The organism is Chromohalobacter canadensis (assembly GCF_034479555.1).
Classification (GTDB): Bacteria; Pseudomonadota; Gammaproteobacteria; order Pseudomonadales; family Halomonadaceae; genus Chromohalobacter; species Chromohalobacter canadensis.
On the sequence record NZ_CP140151.1, the window covers coordinates 2,342,919 to 2,364,231 of the forward strand.

The 21,313-nt window shown below is 55.0% G+C and carries 16 protein-coding genes and 2 pseudogenes; 14 read left to right on the top strand and 4 right to left on the bottom strand.

The window, feature by feature from the left end; all coding sequences use genetic code 11:
• Positions 1-7: 7 nt before the first annotated feature.
• Complete coding sequence (locus tag SR908_RS11130; protein WP_322527352.1) at positions 8-1,408, bottom strand: Orn/Lys/Arg family decarboxylase; 1,401 nt, start codon at positions 1,406-1,408, stop codon at positions 8-10.
• A 592-nt stretch (positions 1,409-2,000) separates the two neighbouring features.
• On the opposite strand from SR908_RS11130, the gene SR908_RS11135 reads away from it, so the two are divergent.
• The 6 genes from SR908_RS11135 (at position 2,001) to SR908_RS16770 (ending at position 8,397) form a co-directional block, all read left to right on the top strand.
• Positions 2,001-2,333 (top strand): helix-turn-helix transcriptional regulator, encoded by a 333-nt coding sequence (locus SR908_RS11135; RefSeq protein ID WP_246926002.1) that lies wholly within the window; start codon positions 2,001-2,003, stop codon positions 2,331-2,333.
• Positions 2,323-3,636, top strand: coding sequence for a type II toxin-antitoxin system HipA family toxin (locus SR908_RS11140; protein ID WP_246926004.1), 1,314 nt, complete (start codon positions 2,323-2,325; stop codon positions 3,634-3,636). Before SR908_RS11135 ends, SR908_RS11140 begins: the two co-directional genes overlap by 11 nt.
• 465 nt (positions 3,637-4,101) lie before the next feature.
• Positions 4,102-5,706 (top strand): ATP-dependent nuclease, encoded by a 1,605-nt coding sequence (locus SR908_RS11145; protein WP_246926007.1) that lies wholly within the window; start codon positions 4,102-4,104, stop codon positions 5,704-5,706.
• The gene (locus SR908_RS11150; RefSeq protein ID WP_246926010.1) at positions 5,681-6,769 is read left to right on the top strand and encodes a UvrD-helicase domain-containing protein; all 1,089 of its coding nucleotides are present in this window, start codon (positions 5,681-5,683) and stop codon (positions 6,767-6,769) included. Before SR908_RS11145 ends, SR908_RS11150 begins: the two co-directional genes overlap by 26 nt.
• Positions 6,770-6,976: 207 nt before the next feature.
• On the top strand, positions 6,977-7,819 hold the full coding sequence (locus SR908_RS11155) for a glycosyltransferase family 32 protein (protein ID WP_246926013.1): 843 nt from the start codon (positions 6,977-6,979) through the stop codon (positions 7,817-7,819).
• Positions 7,816-8,397: a glycosyltransferase family 25 protein gene (locus SR908_RS16770; RefSeq protein WP_378075591.1), complete on the top strand. Its 582-nt coding sequence runs from the start codon at positions 7,816-7,818 to the stop codon at positions 8,395-8,397. The genes SR908_RS11155 and SR908_RS16770 overlap by 4 nt, the downstream gene beginning before the upstream one ends.
• Here SR908_RS16770 and SR908_RS11160 read toward each other — a convergent pair.
• Positions 8,372-9,361, bottom strand: coding sequence for an IS481 family transposase (locus SR908_RS11160; RefSeq protein WP_322527353.1), 990 nt, complete (start codon positions 9,359-9,361; stop codon positions 8,372-8,374). The two genes, SR908_RS16770 and SR908_RS11160, sit on opposite strands and share 26 nt — an antisense overlap.
• Between SR908_RS11160 and SR908_RS11165 the strand changes: the two genes are divergently transcribed.
• From SR908_RS11165 to SR908_RS11180, 4 genes and pseudogenes are all read left to right on the top strand, one after another.
• Positions 9,354-11,129 carry a family 16 glycosylhydrolase gene (locus tag SR908_RS11165; protein WP_322527354.1) on the top strand — a complete coding sequence of 592 codons (1,776 nt, stop codon included), beginning with the start codon at positions 9,354-9,356 and terminating at the stop codon, positions 11,127-11,129. The genes SR908_RS11160 and SR908_RS11165 overlap by 8 nt on opposite strands.
• 886 nt (positions 11,130-12,015) lie before the next feature.
• Positions 12,016-12,219 (top strand): cold-shock protein, encoded by a 204-nt coding sequence (locus SR908_RS11170; protein ID WP_246895737.1) that lies wholly within the window; start codon positions 12,016-12,018, stop codon positions 12,217-12,219.
• Between the two features lie 459 nt (positions 12,220-12,678).
• Complete coding sequence (locus SR908_RS11175; protein WP_322527355.1) at positions 12,679-13,614, top strand: hypothetical protein; 936 nt, start codon at positions 12,679-12,681, stop codon at positions 13,612-13,614.
• An 86-nt stretch (positions 13,615-13,700) separates the two neighbouring features.
• Positions 13,701-14,684 (top strand): annotated as a pseudogene (locus SR908_RS11180) (IS481 family transposase); the annotation flags it as partial.
• Between the two features lie 311 nt (positions 14,685-14,995).
• Here the strand turns inward: SR908_RS11180 and SR908_RS11185 are convergent.
• A complete protein-coding gene (locus SR908_RS11185; RefSeq protein WP_246924155.1) occupies positions 14,996-16,876 on the bottom strand; it encodes a monovalent cation:proton antiporter-2 (CPA2) family protein in 1,881 nt (626 codons plus the stop codon).
• A 271-nt stretch (positions 16,877-17,147) separates the two neighbouring features.
• Between SR908_RS11185 and SR908_RS11190 the strand changes: the two genes are divergently transcribed.
• From SR908_RS11190 to SR908_RS11205, 4 genes and pseudogenes are all read left to right on the top strand, one after another.
• Positions 17,148-18,080, top strand: a complete 933-nt coding sequence (locus SR908_RS11190) for a DUF808 domain-containing protein (RefSeq protein ID WP_246924157.1) — start codon at positions 17,148-17,150, stop codon at positions 18,078-18,080.
• A gap of 93 nt (positions 18,081-18,173) precedes the next feature.
• Complete coding sequence (locus SR908_RS11195; RefSeq protein ID WP_246924160.1) at positions 18,174-18,650, top strand: LabA-like NYN domain-containing protein; 477 nt, start codon at positions 18,174-18,176, stop codon at positions 18,648-18,650.
• An 82-nt stretch (positions 18,651-18,732) separates the two neighbouring features.
• Positions 18,733-19,737, top strand: coding sequence for a virulence protein RhuM/Fic/DOC family protein (gene rhuM / locus SR908_RS11200; protein ID WP_246924162.1), 1,005 nt, complete (start codon positions 18,733-18,735; stop codon positions 19,735-19,737).
• 277 nt (positions 19,738-20,014) lie between these two features.
• Positions 20,015-20,356 (top strand): annotated as a pseudogene (locus SR908_RS11205) (AbiEi antitoxin N-terminal domain-containing protein); the annotation flags it as partial.
• A gap of 74 nt (positions 20,357-20,430) precedes the next feature.
• On the opposite strand, the gene SR908_RS11210 reads toward SR908_RS11205, so the two are convergent.
• Entirely contained in the window at positions 20,431-21,264 is an 834-nt protein-coding gene (locus SR908_RS11210; protein ID WP_246924176.1) for an alpha/beta fold hydrolase, read from the bottom strand.
• Between the last annotated feature and the right edge of the window lie 49 nt (positions 21,265-21,313).

The following is a 21,313-nucleotide window of genomic DNA, read 5'->3' on the forward strand; positions in this document are numbered from 1 at the left end:
TTTGTATTCAAAGTAATTTCATGCTTACGCCAGATGCGATACATTTCTTGATTTTCTGAAGCCTCACCTTTGAAATTCTTTCTCCGGGCACTACAATAGGCACGCCTGGGGGATACGGTACTACAAAGTATTCTGATATAGTGTCCTCACGAAGCTGGCCGATGCACCATTTATTTTTTTCCTCAACATTCTGTAGGGCCCGTATTAGTGTGATTACGTTTTCTTGAGTGATGCCAAAATGAATGTTGAATAGAACACAGCTTTCAGTGTACCTGCTTATATATATGTTGTGCTCTTTGTAGAGAACTTCCCGCAACCGTCTGCCAGTGATGTTCAGTTCGCTAATATTTAGCCATACCTTGGTTTCGTCACTAGTCGCGTAATTTTGCTGTGCTATAGAGTCTGCTTTGGGACTGCTAATTACTGAAAAAAACGTAAGCTTCTCTTTAACTAATTTTTTAAGAAGTCGTGCGTTGGCTTCCGCCCGGTCAGAAAACATTCTGCCTTCTATACGAGCATGGCACTGGGCCAGGTCTAGGCTTGTGAGGTGTCTATAGTTGGGTGAGGTAGTATGAAGCCGGTATCGCATTTGTTTGAGTTTTTCGATGGCTTTCTCACCCCCAATGCAATGTAAGTAACTTGCTTGTCTGCATGCAAATAGCGACTTGTGAGCTGAGTGAGTGACTACAAAATCGACTTCATATTTATTTCTGAGATTTTTCGCAGCATCAATCGCACAATGCCGTGAAAGGCTAGTGGAGAAGTTGGACCACGCACCCCACGCTTCGTCGATTATTATCTTCTTGAGAGATGGGCCATGCTTAAGAAGCAGGGGAAGTATCTCATCCAGTTTTTGCTGTATGCCTTCATAAGTTTGGCTGTTGATAATAGCAACGTCATAGCCATTTCCATTTTCTTCTGCGCATATTATCTCATCAAGCATTGCCTTTACGTTTAGGGATGTCTTTCCGGTTGTCTCATCAATCTCGATATCATCAATGTAGGTTTTCTTCTTCACCTTGGTCGAATTGATTGTGAAATGAAATGATTGATGTAGGCCCTTTTGTATAATTATTCTGCTTTCACTGCTGCAAGATGCTGCAACGGCAATTTGGTTTGAAACTGTAGATCCAGAGCATATAAAGAGTGTTGAATCTGTGTCGAATGTTCTGGAGGCTTCTTTCTCGGCATCCTTTAATACAGAGTTCAATGAAGCTATTGAATCAATGAATGGCTCTGTAACGCTCATTTCATAATTCGAAGACATAAGGTCAAGATATTTATCCTCGAACCTTGAGTTACTGAGAGCTTTTAGATTACTAAGAGGTAGCGTGTGGAAGGAAATTAACTGCTTAATCATTGCACTATGTGCTGCGCGATAAAAATAGATTGGATAAGTCATTGTCATGCCTTTGCGTTTATTGGTTTAAATAGAATTCTAAATTAAGAATATAACGTCGAGGCGTTTGGTCAATTTTCAATGATGTGTAAGACCCAAACTTTTTTCTGTGCAATGTCCTTCTTTATGTTTTTTAACGATTATTAGGTTTTGTTCTGGTAAGCAGTGTTGTGTGATCTGGTTGTTCTGCATAATAAGATTCCTAGCAGTATTGGAAGTGACCCTCTTCAGGACTGTGGGTTGGCCTCTTCATCGCTAGACCGTACCCACCGAGCAAGGCGTCGAGGGCGCTGCCGAGATAGAGTGCGGATTCGTGTAAGGCCACCACGAGGTTGCCGTCACTTGGGCATCGTGGGCTTTTATCAGATCGTTGTTCTGGGGGCTCCTGCAGTGCCCAGCCCATGGCGCTCCACAGCACGATTGATTCAGGTACTGATCACCAACTGCCTGAGTAATGAGCATTTAAAGTTTCATTTCATGGTCTTGTGGGTACGAAGATGCCCATTTTCTTGCTATCTCATGCAGGCCGCACCATAGTGAGTACTTTAATACTCACAAGCTGTCTAATGAGTCTTTAAATGCCCAATCTGACGAGATGGCAATGAAGCGGCCACGCAGCTACTCCCGCGTCACCAAGCAGACACTCTCGATCCTCGGCAAGCTGATCAAGGCTGGCCGCTTGGAGCGGGAGCTCACTGCTGCCGAACTGTCTGAACGCGCCGGCATCTCGCGTAAGACCCTTCGCAACATCGAAAATGGCGAAGCCGGCACCGAGATCGGCATCGTCTTCGAGGTCGCCACACTTGTTGGCGTGCGGCTGTTCGATGTCGATGACCGGGCAGGTGCGATGCATAACGCCCATCTCGAGGAAAAACTGACGCTGCTGCCGAAGCGGGTTCGTCCGAGCAGGCAGGAGGTCGATGATGACTTCTAGGCTGACGCAGCCACGAGAGGCCTATGTCTGGATCTGGTTACCGGGAGAGACGCAACCCGTGGTGGCCGGTCGCGTCACGCAGCACGGCGATAGCTACAGCTTCAACTATGGCGCCAGCTACCTGGCGCGCGATGGCGCGATCCCGATCTATGACCCCGAACTGCCCCTGCGCCGTGGCCTGATCGAACCGACCGCTGGCCTGTCGATGGCCAGTTGCCTGCGTGACGCCTCGCCCGATGCCTGGGGTCGCCGGGTGATCATCAATCGTTTGATGGGGGACAAAGCCGACGCCGCAGCTGACGCCATCTCCGAACTCACCTATTGGCTCGAATCGGGGTCGGACCGGATCGGCGCCCTCGACTTTCAGCATTCCGCCACGGAATACGTGCCTCGCCTCAAGGCCGAGGCATCTTATGAAGAGTTGCTGGAAGCGGCTGAACGGATCGAGAAGGGTGCCCCGCTGACGCCCGCCCTCGATCAGGCGTTGAACCACGGCACCTCGATCGGCGGCGCCCGCCCGAAGGCCCTGATCGACCATGGCGATCGCAAAATGATCGCCAAATTCTCGTCGAGCACGGACATTTACAGCGTCGTGAAGGCGGAATTCATCGCCATGAAGCTGGCATCTGCATGTGAGCTCGATGTCGCCCCGGTCTCGTTGACCGCGGCGGTCGGCAAGGATGTGCTGCTCATCGATCGCTTCGATCGAATCAAATCAGGGGCTGGCTGGCAGCGAAAAGCGATGGTGTCGGCGCTGACGATGCTCGGCCTTGATGAAATGATGGCGCGCTATGCGTCTTACGAAGACCTTGCCGAAGTCATCCGTCACCGCTTCACCGACCCCAAGCAAACGCTGCGCGAGCTCTACGCTCGGATCGTCTTCAATATCCTGTGCGGCAACACGGACGATCATGCTCGCAACCATGCCGCGTTCTGGGACGGCAGGATGCTCTCGTTGACCCCGGCCTATGACATCTGCCCGCAGGGGCGAACGGGCAACGAGGCGACGCAGGCGATGCTGATCAAGGGCGAAAACCGTATGAGTACGCTGCACAGCTGCCTCGCGGCCGCCCCGGACTTCCTGCTCAATGACCAACAGGCCCAGGCCATCATCGAGAACCAACTCGTCACGATAGCCCGTGAATGGGACGGGATCTGCGAGCGAGCCAAACTGACCGAGACCGACCGCAGGCTTTTTGCCGGCCGACAGTTTCTGAACAGCTACTGCGTCGAAGGTCTCGGGGCCGCGCATAGCACGATACTGGATGGCTTTGCTGCCGCACGCGCGCAGTTACTCAGCTGACAAGGCGGCGAGGGTCAATCCCGCCGGCCCGCGCACCGCGACCAGCCAGCTCGGCGAGATTGAGTGGTCTATGCCGTGCAGGAGACAGATCCCCAGGCCGAGGCTTTCGCCCGCTGGGTGACTGGCGAGGGCGAGGAATAGCCGAGTAGACATCGCGACGACTCACCATCGCTCCGCTTTGCCGACTTCCGAACCTGCCGGTAAGTCTCATTGCAAAATGTTACCGAGCAAGGCTAAGTTGGGTTAAACCCCAGGGCTAGCGGCCGATAGGAAGTAAAAGGAGAACAACGCATAGTGAGTCGCAGGGAAAGGATGACATCCCCGGACGGTAGTGCGGCTTGGTAAGGTAAAAGTCCGCTTTCGACCCAAAGCGGACTCAGGCGTAGAGATTCCTATGCCAGCTTCGGATACGCTACTGTCAGGGCTAGTGTGTAATTGTTGTCGCTTAGTTTGTAACGGAGGGATGTGTTGATAAACAAAATAAAGATTTACGGCTACCGCGTTTATAATCAGTTCATATTGGAGCCGAACCAGAAGATAAACTTAATCGTCGGCGCAAACGAGGCCGGAAAGTCGACTCTCATGGAAGCGATCACGCTGGCTCTAACAGGACGTGTAAACGGTCGTTATGCCTCAGAGGAACTCAATCCGTACTGGTTCAATACGATAATGGTTAACGACTTTCTTTGCAAGCTTCAAGGTGGCATGAACCCCCCACTTCCAGAAATACGAATTGAGTTGTTCTTCGGCGATCGCGCAGAGTTACAGCAGCTATGCGGGGCAATTAATACCGACGTACCAACCACCGCTTGTCCTGGAATTTCCATGAGAGCATATCCAAATACAGATTATGCTTCAGAAATTGACGAGTGGAAGAAAAATCCATCGCATCTTCTTCCAGTAGAATATTACGTTCTTGATTGGCGGTCTTTTGCCGACGAAAAGATTACGCGCCGCCCGAGACAACTATCAACGGCAGTGATTGATTCTCGCACCGTACGGTCGTTATCTGGCGTTGATTATCACTTGCGCCAAATTCTTGGCGACCATCTAGACCCAGCGGAGCGAGCCGAGATATCGCTAGCTTTTAGACAAATGAAAGCTTCAATGTCAGAAACTTCGCTGAGTGGCGTCAATGATCGTATAGGAGGGCTCCATGCCGCCCTTCACGACCGACCAATGGCATTGGCTATGGATCAAAGCGCTCGCACTTCGTGGGAGAGCTCAGTCATCCCGCACGTCGATAATGTGCCGTTTTCCATGTCGGGACAAGGCCAACAAGCAGCTATCAAGATTTCGCTGGCCATGAGTCGTCATTCAGGGGCGACAAACTTTGTGATGGTAGAGGAACCCGAGAACCATCTTACACACACTAGCCTTACGACCCTGATTTCACGCATACGCTCTTTAGCGAGCAATGAACAGCAACTGTTCGTGACAACCCATAGTTCTTTCGTTCTCAATCGGCTGGGGCTCGATGCTCTCTTGCTCGTGGAAAACAGCCTGCAAAGCAGAATTCCCGACTTAGATCCAGAAACTGTTTCGTACTTCCAGAAACTCCCAGGTTACGATACCCTTCGTATGATACTGGCCAAAAAAGTTGTGCTAGTGGAAGGGCCCTCGGATGAAATAATTTTTGAGCGTATTTTTAATGACTTGCACGGAAAGCAACCGATGGAATGTGGAATTGACGTGCTTAGCATGCGCGGCTTATCGTTGAGACGTTGCTTGGAATTATGTGCCTCAGTCGACAAAAAGGTAGCGGCACTAAGGGATAATGACGGGGCCTCTCCAGAAGAGCTAAGTCAAGCTGTTCAGTCATGGCTGAAGGAAGGTAAGCGCGAAATATTCATTGGCAAAGTAGAGCACGGTGAAACACTTGAGCCGCAACTCATTCACCACAATGGTGAGTCTTCACTTCGGAAAATTCTTGGCATTAGAGCGGATGCTGACCTTGCGACTTGGATGAAGCGCGAAAAGACGGAGGGTGCAATCAGGATCGCGAGTACATCGGAGGACGTTCAGCCTCCGGAATATATGGTGGATGCAGCTCGTTTTATCTATGGCTAATTATCTAACGCTCGCGGTTGCCGGATCGCGAAAAACACAAGGTGTAGTAGAATACTGCGCATCGCTTTCTAGCGACCGACGCGTTTTGGTTTTGACGTATACGCAAACTAATCAGGCCGAATTGCGTAGTCGGCTCGCGCAGCTTGCTGGTGGCCACCTTGGAGTGGATGTGCTGGGATGGTTTACTTTTCTTTTGCGACATTTTGCTCGTCCGTTCTTGCCATTTAAATTCCCTTCCGAGAGAGCTCTTGGCTTTAATTTCGATGGCCGACCCCACAGAATGGCGAAGGGCAAGAGTCGCTTTATTGATTCGAAAGGTGCTATCTATGGTTGCGAATTAGGTCGCTTATCTCATGAGCTGGTTTCGGCTAGTAAGGGAAAACTAGTGCAGCGATTGGAATGTATCTACGATGAAATTATAATAGATGAAGTGCAGGATCTCAGTGCTTATGACTGGGAGATCATTGACGTTCTGCTCTCTTCGTCAGTAGATGTTCGTATGGTTGGTGATATTCGCCAATCTGTGCTCGCGACGAATCCTCGTAGCAGAATGAATAAGAGATATGCTTACGCCGAAGCGATAAATTGGTTTCGCGAGCGCGAGAAAGAGGGGGCGTTAGAGATAGAAGAGAACGTCATTACTTGGCGTTGCCACCCCAGAATTGCGGAATTTTCTGACATAATTTTCGACCCAAGTTGGTCGTTTCCGAAAACTGAGTCAAGAAATGAAAAAGTTACTTCGCATGATGGTGTCTTCCTCATCGAAAGCAAACATGTCGATGAATATGTCGCCAATTTTAAACCGCAATGTCTGCGTAGTACGGCGAATTCCGGTAAAGCCTATAGTCTTAACTATTTGAATTTTAGGCTTGCAAAGGGGGCGACTTATGAGCGCGTTCTAATAGTGCCGACGATTGATATCGCCAAGTTTTTGCGTACGGGGGCCTACTTGTCTCCCACGCCAGCAGCTAGTTTCTACGTCGCTGTGACCCGGGCGGCACAAAGCGTGGCGATTGTCATGGATAATCCAGGTGGGTCTACTCTTCCCTATTGGCAACCTTAGTGTAAAACCCCGCTTTTAAGGCCCGCTATTGGCCGCATAATGCATGTTGGTCCATGCTGATGAGGTCAGGTCGGTAGCTGGCGCCTCAATTTTTAAAAAAGAGTCAAGACAGACTAGGAAATCAAGTTGTATTTTTATCTTTCCGGAACTACTTTGATTATCTAAGATGATGGGTGTGATGTAATACAAGCCACCGAGGTTATCGAAATGCCATCCGATTCCAACAGTTCCGATCATCATCATAAGCGTTCAGAATTCATTCGAAAATTGATTCAGGAAAAACAAAAAGCGCAATTCACGAGGAATGGTGCCCACGGCATACCTAAGACGATCGTACAGTTTTGGCATGATCTTTCAGAGCTTCCGGAAGACGTAGCAGAATGCATCACGTCTTGGTCTCAGTGGGAAAACCGCGGCTTTGCACATAGGCTTTTCGATAGGCAGAGTGCCGAAGATTTTATCAGTCGTACGCTCAGTTATGAGCACGTACTGGCGTTTGGTCGCTGCTACCACCCTGCCATGCAAGCCGATTATTTTCGACTGTGTTACATATTCGTAGAAGGTGGGCTGTACGTCGACGCTGATGATGTTTGCATTGCCACAGACATTAGTCTTTTATTTCACGGTTCGCAGCTCAAAGTCCAACCGCTTTGCTATGACATCGATTCGGACTCAATGGTTGGGCCTGAAGATTTTTTAAAGCAATCGCCTGAGCCTAAAAACTGGATTTTCTATGTCAATAATAATCCGCTTGTCGGCAGAAAAGGAGACCCTATCGTAGAACGATCTTTGATGCGATCGACGCGACAATTAAATGACGCAGATAGGGGCGATCTTCTTGAAATCCAGTCGGCAACCGGTCCAGGGAACTTGTCAAGGACTATCTTTGAGATGGGTGCAGCCTCGGATATTGAAGGTGATTTATTGATCCTGAAAGACTGGGAAGCGACTGCAATTTCAAAGTGGCCACTCAGCTACCGCAATGACGCGCGGAACTGGCGTCATTCAAATCAAAAGTCGTTTGACGTATCAGAAGGGCGTGTGAAATGAATCTCTCACGACCTCTGCATGGCGCACAGCGTCTGGTTCATTCACTACTGATAAAATGCCGCACTTTGCTGCCTCGGCAGCGGTGTGTTGCATTTGGCCCGATTAGTGAGATAGGTAGTTCACAGATCAATGACATTTACGTCATCAATCTGGACCGACAGCCTGATCGCTTGACAGCCGTTCATTGCGAGCTTGCCCGCATTTTAGACGCGGCTGACAATCCCCTTACACGACGATTGATTCGGCACCCGGCATTTGACGCACAGGCGGACGGCTTCGTAGGGAGCGATATACCTGAGTTAGTTTCTTGCTACACTCTATCTGATCAACTGTTTGTTGAGCCGCAGCCTCAGACACTCCCGGCTGGATTCGACCTGGATCGTCCAATTGATATTAGCGATGCAGAGGCTGCTATTGCCCGATCGCATGTAGACGTCTGGAAAAAAATTGCAACATCGAACTCGTCGTATGCGCTCGTGCTAGAGGACGACGTGTTATTCGATCACCGCTTCGGGAGCCTCGTCGATAAAGCGTGGGGTGAACTTTTGGAGGCTACTTGTCGGGTCCCGTGTGATTGACTACCCGCTTGGTAAATAACTCAGGACGCTTGGTCTGCCATTCCTTCATCATCGCAATCGGTGATTGATGGTGCAGCGCCTTCTGCGGGATGTGGTGATTGTACAGCCAGGTGTAGCGTTTGAGCGTCTGCTCCAGGTCCTCGCCTGAGGTATAGCGCCGAGTCGCCAGCACATCGCTGATACGGCCGTTGAAGCGCTCCACCATGCCGTTTGTCTGCGGTCTTCCCGGCTTGATCAGACGGTGCTCGATACCAAGGGCCTGGCACTCTTGGTCAAACGGGTGATTCCCGCTGGGCTTGCGCTCCCCCGCCCGCGTGAAGCGATCGGTGAATGACTTGCCGTTGTCGGTCAGTACCGTCTGGACCTGGAAGGGAGCCTTCTCCTCCACCCGCTTCATGAACGCCCGCGCATCCTTCGCGGACTGGCTGCGTCTCACCTCCAGATGGACCCAGCGCGTGGCGCGATCGATGGCGACGTACAGGTAGCGTTTTTGCTCCTCATCGGGCATCCGGGGCAGGTGCTTGATGTCGATGTGCACGTAGCCCGGCTCATAATCTTTGAAGGGCTTGTGCCGGGGTTTCTCATCGTCGCCCGCGTCCCGTCTAGACAGCTCTGCCAGTGTCGGCACCTCGCGCCGCTTGAGCATGCGATGCAGACCAGAACGCGACAAGCCAGGATTGAGGAACTCACGCGCCACGACGAGCAGATCATCCAGGCCGAGGCGCAGGAATTCGCGCGCCGCGATCAGCACCTCTTCCTGTTCGGAAGTGAGCGTGGCCAGCAGGTTGTGACGCGTGTGCGGTCGGTCCTGGACATCGTCACGGTACCGCCAGCGCCGGATGGTCGAGACGGCGACGCCGTACTGGCGTGCTAGCTCGCTGTCGCTGATGCTGGAAGGCGCTGCCTGGATCTCGGCCCGGATCTTCGGAGTGGTGGTCGCCTGTTTATGTAGCTTGATGTCCATATCCTTGCTCCCGGATGAACTGGTGAAGAAGCTCCTTGGCGGCCAGCAAAGGATAACTTCTATAGCTCATCTGATCATCCGGGACCCTACAGCTACTGACGAAGCTGAAGCGGCATTTGACGTTCTCTACGTTTCATACAAGGAAGTCAGGTATGGTGCCCCAAAGGTGCTGGTTTCACCAAATGTGTATCGTCCGGAACGTGGACTTTGGTATTTATCTGGATATGTGCTCTCTAGGCGAGGCGCGCAGCGTCTATTAAAGTTACTCCCGTGCCGTGGCCCCGTTGACCTCTGGATCAATCACAAATTTCGGGATCTTGAGGTGCGAGCCGTCCGGCGATCGGTTATCAGCCAGAGGGTCGATTACCAGTCGACAAATTTGTACTCGATTCTGCCTGCACTGGGCCAAATCGGCGTACTTAACGACGAAACGCCTGGAGCTTTTAACCAACGGCCTAGTGTATTTCCCGTATTCGCATTCGGTGCTACTGGCTCCGGCCTCTCATCGCTTGCAATGGCGCTTTCCATGCTGGGCTACCGTTGCTGCAGCGATCTTGATGACTTGCCCGAGAGCGAGCTTTCCGCCTTGTTTCATGGCAAAGCTAGCCGCCGGTTCGACGCTTATGTAAATATTGCTTCACTCACTTCTCATATCACTAGGCTGCGGCAGAAATATCCTAGTGGCAAGTTTATAGTTTTAGCTGGATCACTAGATGACTTGGGTTCAGCTTTCGACTTTCTCCGCACCCTTGGAGACGACGTGTTAAGTCTTTCCGGGTATGACAGTCCGGACTGGCGTTTGCTCTGTGAGCACCTTCATCTTGCGCCACCAAATGCTTCATATCCTATCGTGCCTGATGTGGGGCTCCGGAAGATTCGTCGGCATGGAGCCGATAGATCAACGTCCCGAACCGCGAGACAGCTGCGACACGATGGATCGCCTTGGATCGTACCGCTGCGTTGCAAGTGGACGGGGATTGATGTCAATCCGTCTAATGTGGGAACTATCGGTAAAAGGCTTTGGGTGAAATTCCACGATGATCTAAATGTAGTGAGTCCGTCGCGTTGGATGCTCCGAAATGACACCTTTCCCGGAAACCTTGGACTCTTCCGGCCCGGGAATGTAACCATGGCGCTGGACGGGGGCACTATCCTTTCAGTTCGGGCAGAAGCGCTGGGCGTGCGGGATTTGAGCGCTGCATCTATATCAAGTAGAGGCCGCTTTCACTTCGGGCGCTTTGAAGCGACATTTCAAGCCACGAATGTGCCAGGCCTTGTGACCGGCTTCTTCCTCCACCGCAATTCTCCACGGCAGGAGATCGACATCGAAATTACTGGCGACCGACCGGATCGCCTCCTAGTCAACGTCTTCTACAACCCAGGGTCAGAAGGGGCGAAATACGACTACGGCTATCGGGGCTCGCCCGTCAGCATCGCCTTGGGGTTCGACGCCTCCAAAGGACTTCATACCTTCGCGATTGAGTGGGGGGTAGATGAGATTTGCTGGTTCGTCGATGGTGTGCTGGTTCATCGCCGTGTCCTATGGGATCCGACCCCCATCCCCCATTTGCCCATGACTTTGCATGTAAACACGTGGCCGACGCGTTCAAGGGAGCTTGCTGGGCGTTTGGCCATTAATGCACTCCCCGGAACAGCCTACCTCCGACAGATCACTGTTAACGCGATCAATGGGGACGTTGAGTACCAGCAGAGCCCCACACTTTTTGCTCTTCGTTCACAGCAAGAACTTGCTAGCGATAGCTCGTAATGTGGCCGATCTGATTAGCACTGCTACCAGCAGCCAAGAGTTGCAAACAATAAGACAACTGCACATTGGCCTTGGCCACCTGTGACAGAATCGCCCTGGGTGTTCTAGACACCACTTGGTCTTGTATTTGTGGCTTGAGGGGATTGCCTAAGCGGTCAGTTTAAGTGTTCGGATAAGGTTTTCATCTAATGATGAGCCATTAAAGCAGCTTTCACTAAAAGACCGCTCTTGGCCGTTAGCTGACCGGTGGGGACGACAGGAGTAGATGTCTGGCCCCGTGAAGTTCTGGTTCGGACCGCCTTGGATCCCCCGGGGCATTCCAGACACCCGCCAGACCTTGAATGTAACGCTGCTGCCACGCTGACTCCGGCTCGTGAGCTGCCTCTGGAGGTGGGATACCAACCGATGCAGGGCGGTTCACGAGCCGGGGTTTTGCTTTTTGGTCTTGCAGGTCATCGCAGCGCTTGATGAGCGCAAGCGGACGCGCATTGGCGACGTTGTCCGCAGCATCACTGGATGATGTGAGTGCCGCCGCTGGGCGTGCGACGGCGAAGGCGGCCGAGTAGTGGTCGGTGACGCCGCATGCTTACAGGGGCAGCGGAGCGTGAATTCTCGATTGTGCATGTGATGAGTAGGAAGCTGCTCGCGGCCTCGGGTTATCCAAGGCTGTCACATGCCATATCGCCTCGCGGGGCTTGATATCGACAACCCCATTGACGTCCCCCTCGCCAGCATGAAACGATGTGCACAGTTGGTTAGCAAGTCGCATATGTCAGTTGTACTCGAATGATTCGGTAGTCTGGTTATATCCCTTGTTTTATCCACTTCATCTGGGGTAGTACCCGGCAATCGTAGTAAAAGCGCTTTCGCGCTAAGGAATTCGAAAATGGCAACTGGCACAGTTAAGTGGTTTAACGACGCAAAAGGTTTTGGCTTCATTTCTCCCGCCGAAGGTGGTGACGATCTGTTCGTCCATTTCTCCGAAATTCAAGCTGAAGGCTTTAAATCCCTGCAGGATGGTCAAGACGTCTCGTTTGACGTGACTCAGGGCAAGAAAGGCCTTCAGGCTTCAAACGTAAAGGCTAACTAACTCTGGGTTAGCCTGCGCTGTCGAGCCGCAAGGCTTCGAGCACCAAAGCCCGCTTCGGCGGGCTTTGGTGTTTCTGCGTGCCAGAAACGTGAGATTTCGCCTGATGTTGAGTTTCCAGCATCGCTATTCACTACCTGCCTCATCACCTCTCACCGCACATTATGAACTTTCTTCCCTAACGCCAGGCCCCTGCTGATACTGGCTAGCGCCATTACTCAAGTGCCTTGGGCTTTTTTGAATGACTGGGTGCCATCGGGCCCTGAGCGCAAACGGGTAGCAGAACGGTCAAGGTAGGTAGTTTGCCATGGCCACCAGAATTCAAAAATCCGAGACATATCTATTTTTAATGACTATAGCGTGAGTCGCGCTAAGCTGATCTTCATCTAAGCTTGGATATGCCAAGGTGGGTTTTACAGCGCCCCACTCCCTAATGCGCTAGCACGTCGTTGAGGAGCGCTTATGTCCAAGGCCCAGAACGAGGTCTGCGCCAAGGAATCCGCAGAGGAAGGGAGCCGGACGGTCAACGCATGCCGAAAGGTGGTGGGCCTGGTACCCGCTCCGGAGATGTCCGCTGAGATGGCCGAACAGGTAATCGACCAGTTACCTGAACTTCTGGCCAACTATGTCGATGACCGGTTGAGTTGGGAGGTGCAACTGATCGTCGATCCGTTGATCGGCGCTGCAGAGGCTTCCACCGATATCATCGAAAGTATTCTCGAGTACAAGCGGGATCGGCAGTGGGACTACGCGATCTGTATTACCGATTTGCCGATCTACATGCATGGGCGCTTCGTGATCGCTGAAACCAGCACGGTGCATGGCGTTGCGATGGTCTCATTGCCTGCCTTCGGCATTACCGCGATACGCCATCGCCTGAGCGAAGCGATTCTGCAACTGATCAACGAATTGCATCATGGCAGTTCGGAAGAGGACCGTGCTCGCCAAGAGCAGCGCACCCAGCAATCCGATAAAGTCCACGAGAGCCTGCGTGGCAAAGGCGCCCGGAAACTACTGGGTAGGCACCTCTACGAGAAGCTGTTCCCGATACGGCGGATAACGCTACCGGGCGAGGGAGAGTTCTTCGATGTACGCTTCATTGCCGAATCAAGGATCAACGGAAACCTTCGCATCCTGGCCGGCATGGTGCGCGCCAATCGCCCCTGGACCATCTTTCCTGCTTTCAAGAGCGTCATCGCCGTCGCGTTCGCGACCGGCGCCTATGGTCTGGTGTTTCCCACCCTTTGGCAGCTCAGCGCCAATTATGGCCGGCCACGCCTTGTTCTGCTTATGGGAGTGGCCATGGTGGCGATGATCGCCTGGATCATCATTGCCCACACGCTGTGGGAATCGATAAAAAACGCCCGATCACCACGTCTGGTTCGCCTCTATATGTAGGGTCCCGGATGATCAGATGAGCTATAGAAGTTATCCTTTGCTGGCCGCCAAGGAGCTTCTTCACCAGTTCATCCGGGAGCAAGGATATGGACATCAAGCTACATAAACAGGCGACCACCACTCCGAAGATCCGGGCCGAGATCCAGGCAGCGCCTTCCAGCATCAGCGACAGCGAGCTAGCACGCCAGTACGGCGTCGCCGTCTCGACCATCCGGCGCTGGCGGTACCGTGACGATGTCCAGGACCGACCGCACACGCGTCACAACCTGCTGGCCACGCTCACTTCCGAACAGGAAGAGGTGCTGATCGCGGCGCGCGAATTCCTGCGCCTCGGCCTGGATGATCTGCTCGTCGTGGCGCGTGAGTTCCTCAATCCTGGCTTGTCGCGTTCTGGTCTGCATCGCATGCTCAAGCGGCGCGAGGTGCCGACACTGGCAGAGCTGTCTAGACGGGACGCGGGCGACGATGAGAAACCCCGGCACAAGCCCTTCAAAGATTATGAGCCGGGCTACGTGCACATCGACATCAAGCACCTGCCCCGGATGCCCGATGAGGAGCAAAAACGCTACCTGTACGTCGCCATCGATCGCGCCACGCGCTGGGTCCATCTGGAGGTGAGACGCAGCCAGTCCGCGAAGGATGCGCGGGCGTTCATGAAGCGGGTGGAGGAGAAGGCTCCCTTCCAGGTCCAGACGGTACTGACCGACAACGGCAAGTCATTCACCGATCGCTTCACGCGGGCGGGGGAGCGCAAGCCCAGCGGGAATCACCCGTTTGACCAAGAGTGCCAGGCCCTTGGTATCGAGCACCGTCTGATCAAGCCGGGAAGACCGCAGACAAACGGCATGGTGGAGCGCTTCAACGGCCGTATCAGCGATGTGCTGGCGACTCGGCGCTATACCTCAGGCGAGGACCTGGAGCAGACGCTCAAACGCTACACCTGGCTGTACAATCACCACATCCCGCAGAAGGCGCTGCACCATCAATCACCGATTGCGATGATGAAGGAATGGCAGACCAAGCGTCCTGAGTTATTTACCAAGCGGGTAGTCAATCACACGGGACCCGACATCTATAACACGGTCACTGTCCTGACGCTAAGTGCCGGGGTCATATTCTATTACGTGATCCTGCTGGGCCTTTTCTGTTTCACGGTCCTTGTTTTCATTCCGGCCAACATGCTGGAAGCGCAACTCGGCCACGCGGCCAGTCTTTTCGATTACACCTCTCTTGCCTGGCTCGCGACTTCGGTTGCCACTATCGCTGGGGCTCTGGGGGCCGGACTGGAAGATGAAGAAACCGTCAGAAACGCCACTTACGGCTATCGGCAGCGACGCCGTAACCAGGAAGTGAATAGGCGCAGATAATTCTGTTTTTGTGATCAGCCGTTGTTCCTTGGTGGTGTCCACGCCGGTGCTTCGTCCTCGATTCGCCGTGCGTCTTCCCGCATGGCGTGCCCTAGCGACTCGTCCAGCTTCATGAACAGCTCCCCGTAGCGCGGGCTGAAGTGAATGCCTTCCTCGATGTTGCGCCAGGCGTTGAACAGTTGATCTTCGTGGGCTTTTTCACTGGCGACAAAGGATTGGGTCATCCGGCGGGCGCGTTCTGGGTGGACGCCCATGGCGGTGAGGGCATCGCCGCCGAGTTCCAGAGCGGAGTAATAGGTTTCGCTCACCACATCGTCGGCGCCGGCCTCACGCAACTCGTAACCATGGCCGCGGTCGAAAGCGCGGGCCAGCACCCAGACCGCTGGGTAAAGCTGTTTGACGTGACGCACCAAACGTACGGCCCGGTCCCTGTCGTCAATGGCGACGACGAGCAGGCGTGCCTCGGCAATGCCGGCGGTTTCCAATAGCTGGATGCGGGTGGCGTCGCCAAAGTAACTTGTCAGCTGGATCCGGCGCAGGTTTTCGATCTGCTCCAGGGCGTGGTCCAGGGCAACGCTGGGAATGTTGTTGGCGCGAAGCAACCGACAGACGATCTGCCCGAAGCGGCCGACTCCTGCCACGATCACCGGCGCCTGCTCTTCTATCTCATCCGGCTCCACTTCTTCATTGGAGGCCTTCTGATAGCGTGGCAGCACCACCCGGTCATAGACAATGAACAACAGCGGCGTCAGGAACATGGACAGAGCCACCACCAATGACAGCATCTGCGCGGTGTCTGCCGGGATCACACGGTTCTGGGTGCTGTAGGTCAGCAGCACAAACCCGAATTCACCAGCCTGGGCGAGCCCGAGGCTGAATAGCCAGCCTTCACTGCTGCGGATTCCAAAAGCGAACGCCAGGCCAACCAGAATCAGCGCCTTGCCAATGATCACCGCCAGGGCGAGAAGCAGGACGGTATGCCAAGACTCTGCCAGAACGCCGAAATTGATCCCCGCGCCCACGGTAATAAAGAACAGCCCCAACAGCAGCCCTTTGAACGGCTCGATATTGGCTTCCAGCTCGTGCCGGAATTCGCTGTTGGCCAGCACGACACCGGCCAGGAATGCGCCAAGCGCCGGCGACAGGTTGACCAGGCTCATCAGCGCCGCGATGCCGATAATCAGCATCAGGGATGTGGCGGTGAATACCTCCCGCATACCGGACTGCACCACGTAGCGGAACAGCGGCCGGCTCAGGTAATGGCCGCAGACAATCACCAGCACGATCGCACCGACAACGGCCAGCCCATGCGCCCAGCCCGGCAGGTTCTCAACCAGGCTGAGGCTGCTGTGTCCGCGCTCTGCATCGATGGCAGAGATTCCGGACACGGCCAGCAGCGGGATGACGGCCAGCATGGGAATCACCGCAATGTCCTGGAAGAGCAGCACTGAGAAGGCACTCTGGCCACCTTCGGTTTTGACTAGGCCCTTTTCGGTCAGCGTCTGCAGGACAATCGCGGTTGAGGAGAGGGAAAAGAGAAACCCTACCGCCACGGCGGTTTGCCAGGCCATCCCCAGCGACCAAGCAAAACCGGTGGCGACGGCGGCGGTCAGTGCGACCTGCAGGCCACCAAGCCCGAGCAACCGCACCCGCATGGCCCAGAGGGATTTGGGATCAAGCTCCATCCCCACCAGGAACAGCATCATTACCACGCCGAACTCGGCAAAATGCTGAAGGGTGACCGTCTCCTGGCCCACCAGCCCGGTCACCGGCCCTATGACGACACCGGCTACCAGGTAACCGAGTACCGACCCCAGTCCGAACCGCCTGGCCAGTGGCACTGCGATTACCGCTGCCACCAAGTATATAAACGCCTGAACAAAGTAGTCAGTCATCAGTCATGTCCGTGGGCCGGGAATCAGATATCGGTTCTTCTAACCCTAGATCAATGGCTGCATTGTGCTTCCGGTTTCGAAAACGGGGATAGATCTGATTTTCGGGCCTTCGTCCTTCCCCGGGCGGCCTTTTCTCCGCTTCGCTACGTAAAGGCCGCTGCCACGCTGACTCCGGGAAAATCCTCACCCAGCCCCGTCCCTCGTGTGATTCACGGGGGATGGCAGCCATGTGCTTTACTATCGTTACCTTTTATTGATGCAGGAGGCTTCCATGATCGGCGGCTTGATAGGACTACTGGATGACATCGCCGCATTGGCGAAGTTGTCCGCAGCATCACTGGATGATGTGAGTGCCGCCGCTGGGCGTGCGACGGCGAAGGCGGCCGGGGTGGTGGTCGATGATGCGGCGGTGACCCCGCAGTACCTGCAGGGGGTAACGGCGGAGCGCGAACTCTCGCTCGTGAAGAAGATCGCGATGGGGTCGATCCGCAACAAGCTGATATTTATCCTGCCGGTGGCCTTGCTGCTGAATCACTTCTTGCCCGGGCTATTGCCGATCATCCTGATGGTGGGGGGAACCTACCTGGCCTTTGAGGGCGCGGAGAAGGTCTGGCACAAGCTCTCCGGGGAGCAGGATGACGACAAGCCGTCGGTAGAGAAGGGGCCGGAGGCCGAGAAAAAGATCGTCAGCAATGCCATTCGGACCGACCTGATCCTGTCCGCCGAGATCATGGTGATCGCGCTTTCCGCCGTCTCTCATCAGGGATTCTGGTCACAGCTGGCGAGCCTGGTGGTGGTCGCGTTTTTCATCACCATTCTGGTGTATGGCGTGGTGGCGCTGTTGATCAGGATGGACGATTTCGGCCTGAAGCTTGCCCAGCGCGATAGCTCGGGGATTCAGACGCTGGGCCGTAGCCTGGTGACTGCCATGCCCAAGGTGCTGACGGCCATCTCGGTGGTGGGCACCGTCGCCATGCTCTGGGTGGGCGGGCATATCCTGCTGGTCAACCTGGGGGCCGATGGCACGGGCTGGTTCAACGCGCCCTATGCGTGGGTCCACCATGTCGAGCAGGGCATCGCCGAGGCAACCGGTGGCCTGGGCGGCATGCTGGGCTGGAGCTTCAATACGCTGTGCTCTGCGTTGATCGGCTTTCTGGTGGGCTCGGTCGTTGTGGGCGTGCTGCACTTCATGCCTAAGCGCTGAAGCCGAGCGCATCGGTTATCACGTATCATGCAGTCAAGCCAACGCTCGCCTTCCGGGGCTGGCGCCTCACTGCCTGCCGGGGATCTCCTTGCCATGACACGCGTCGCCATCTTCGTGGATACCCAGAACGTCTACTACAGCGTGCGCGAAGCCTACGGCAAACACTTCGATTACCGCCGGTTCTGGGCGAGGGCGACGGCGAACCGGGAGGTACTGGCCGCGCGCTGCTATGCCACCGACAAGGGCGACGCGAAGCAGCGCGAGTTCCAGAATATTCTCCGCTCGATCGGCTTTGAGGTCAGGCTCAAGCCGTTCATCCAGCGCGCGGATGGCTCCGCCAAGGGCGATTGGGACGTGGGCATTACGCTGGATGCCATCGAGTACGCGGCACAGGCGGATGTGGTGGTGCTGGTCTCCGGCGATGGCGACTTCGACCTGCTGGCACAGAAGATCCGCGAGGTGCATGGCAAGCGCGTTGAGGTCTACGGCGTGCCCAAGCTCACCGCCAATTCCCTTATCAAGGCCGCGAGCCAGTTCATCCCCATCGAGGGCGAGCTGCTGCTGGGGTGAGGCGCTGATGCTGAGTTGCCGGATTCGTCGGAGAGAGCGTGCTATGGTCGGTTAATCTTGAACTCACTCGAACAAGCCCGACATGAGCGAACAACCGCAGATCCTGATCTACGAGGATGCCGATAAGGCGGTCGACGTGCGTCTGGACGACGGTCGCGAAACGGTATGGCTGACGCAGCGGCAGATGGGCGAAGTGTTCGAGACCACGCCCGAGAACGTGCTGATGCACCTCAAGAACATCTTCAGCGACGAGGAACTGGCCGAGGAGGCAACTACTAAGGATTTCTTAGTAGTTCGACAAGAAGGCCGCCGTCAGGTGCGCCGTAACATTCGACACTACAACCTCGATGCCATCATCTCCGTCGGCTATCGCGTCAATTCTCGGCGGGCGGTCCGCTTTCGCCAGTGGGCAACGCGCGTCCTTCGAGAGCATCTCATCCAGGGCTGGACGCTGCATCAACAGCGCTTCGAGGCTAATGCCCAGGAGTTGGAAGCGGCGATGGCGCTGGTGCGCAAGGCGGCTCACAGCCCGGCGCTGGATATGTCGGGCAGTCGTGGTCTGGTGGATATCGTCGCGCGTTATGCGCAGACGTTTCTGCTGCTGCAGCGCTATGACGAGGGGCTACTGAGCGATCCCGACGTGCAGGCGGGCGGTCAGCTTCCTTCGCTGGAGATCGCGAGAGCCGCGCTGGACGAGTTGAAAGTCGAATTGATAGGACGGGGAGAGGCCACCGACCTGTTTGCGCGGGATCGAAGCGATGGGCTGGCCTCACTGCTTGGCAATCTCGATCAGTCCATCTTCGGCGAGCCGGCCTATCCGAGTATCGAGTCGAAAGCTGCGCACCTGCTCTATTTCGTGATCAAGAATCATCCGTTCGCCGATGGCAACAAGCGCAGTGCGGCGTTTCTGTTCGTCGACTTTCTGCACCGTAATGATCGCCTGCTGTCATCGACGGGGGAGCCCGTGATCAACGATGTCGGTTTGGCCGCGCTGACGCTGCTGGTGGCGGAGTCCGACCCCGCCAACAAGGAGACGATGATCCGGCTGATCATGAACATGCTCGCCGGTGATACGGCCACCTCCTGAATCATCGATGCACCCAGCCCAGGTGTTCGAACGCGTCCCGGGCGCGGTCTGCGTGGCTTGGTGCATCATGGAATTGGGGTTTGAAATTTCTGCATTACGCTCACCCATGGTGAACGAAAAATACTTTTCGTAATCGTTTTTCTCGTTGGATAAGGTTTTTCAACGTCGTATTATGCTGACTATGGGTGATCAAAAAGATAAAAAGCTAAACCGCCTGCTAGCGAGCCTGGGCGACTTTGACCTCGTCTCCAGTCGCTGGTGACAGACCCATGGCTATTCGAGAAGCCTGGTGGTGCGCTACATCTCCAGCGGATGGCTGGTGTCGCCGGCACGAGGGGGCTATCTGAGAAAGGGCGGGCGGCTACAGTGGCAAGACGTGTTGCGAAGTCTGCAACAGCGAGAAGGCCTGCCGTTGTACATTGGCGGACGTTTCGCACTGGCAATGCACGGGCACGAACACTATCTACGCCTGGGCGAAGGTGACTTTGATCTGCTGGCGCAGAAATTTCGTGAGTTGCATGGCGAGCGCGTCGAGGTCTACGGCGTGCCCAAGCTCACCGCCATTTTCTTATCAATGCCGCGAGCCAGTTCATACCGGTCGAGGGCGATCTGCTCTTAGGTTTAGGCGCCGCTACGCACGGGTGTCGAGGAGAGCGGGCTCGAGGTCCATATCGAGCCCGCGAAAGGCAGGTATCAGCTCGCCTGTATGAATTCGAGCAGGTCGGCGTTGATCCGGTCGGGGTGCGTGGCGAACATGCCATGCGACAGGTCGGGATATGTCTTCAGCGTGCCGTTAGGCAGGAGCTTGACCGCCTTGTGGGCCGAGGCCGCGATCGGAACGATCTGGTCGTCCTCTCCGTGCATCACCAGCACGGGAATCGTGATCGCCTGGAGGTCGTCGGTGAAGTCGGTCTCCGAAAATGCTTCGATGGAGTCGTACTGGGCCTTGGCGCCGCCTTCCATACCTTGCCGCCACCAGTTGTCGATCAGGCCCTGGCTGACTTCGGCATCGTCGCGATTGAACCCATAGAATGGGCCGGCGGGGACGTCCTTGAAGAACTGAGCGCGATTGACTGCCAGGGCGTTGCGAAAGCCGTCGAACACTTCCTTGGGCGTGCCTTCCGGATTGGCGGATGTCTGCAGCATTAGCGGGGTCACCGCGCCCATCAAGACGGCCTTGGCGACGCGGCCTGATTCTGCCCGGGCGACGTAGCGCGCGACGACACCTCCGCCGGTGGAATGGCCGATATGAACGGCGTCTTTCAAATCGAGTACGTTCACCAGTTCCGTCGTGTCGGACGCGTAGGTGTCCATGTCGTTGCCCGTATCGGTCTGGTCTGAGCGGCCATGCCCTCGGCGGTCGAACGCGATGACGCGGTAGCCCTGCGATAGAAAGAACAGCATCTGACTATCCCAGTCGTCCGCCGAAAGCGGCCAGCCGTGGTGAAAGACAATGGACTGGGCATCTTTGGCTCCCCAAGCCTTGTAGAAAACGTTTGTACCGTCTCGAGTCGTAATGGTTGCCATCTTTTTCTCCTCCTGTTGGGTAGAAGCCGGGTACCGGTTTTTCCAGGGG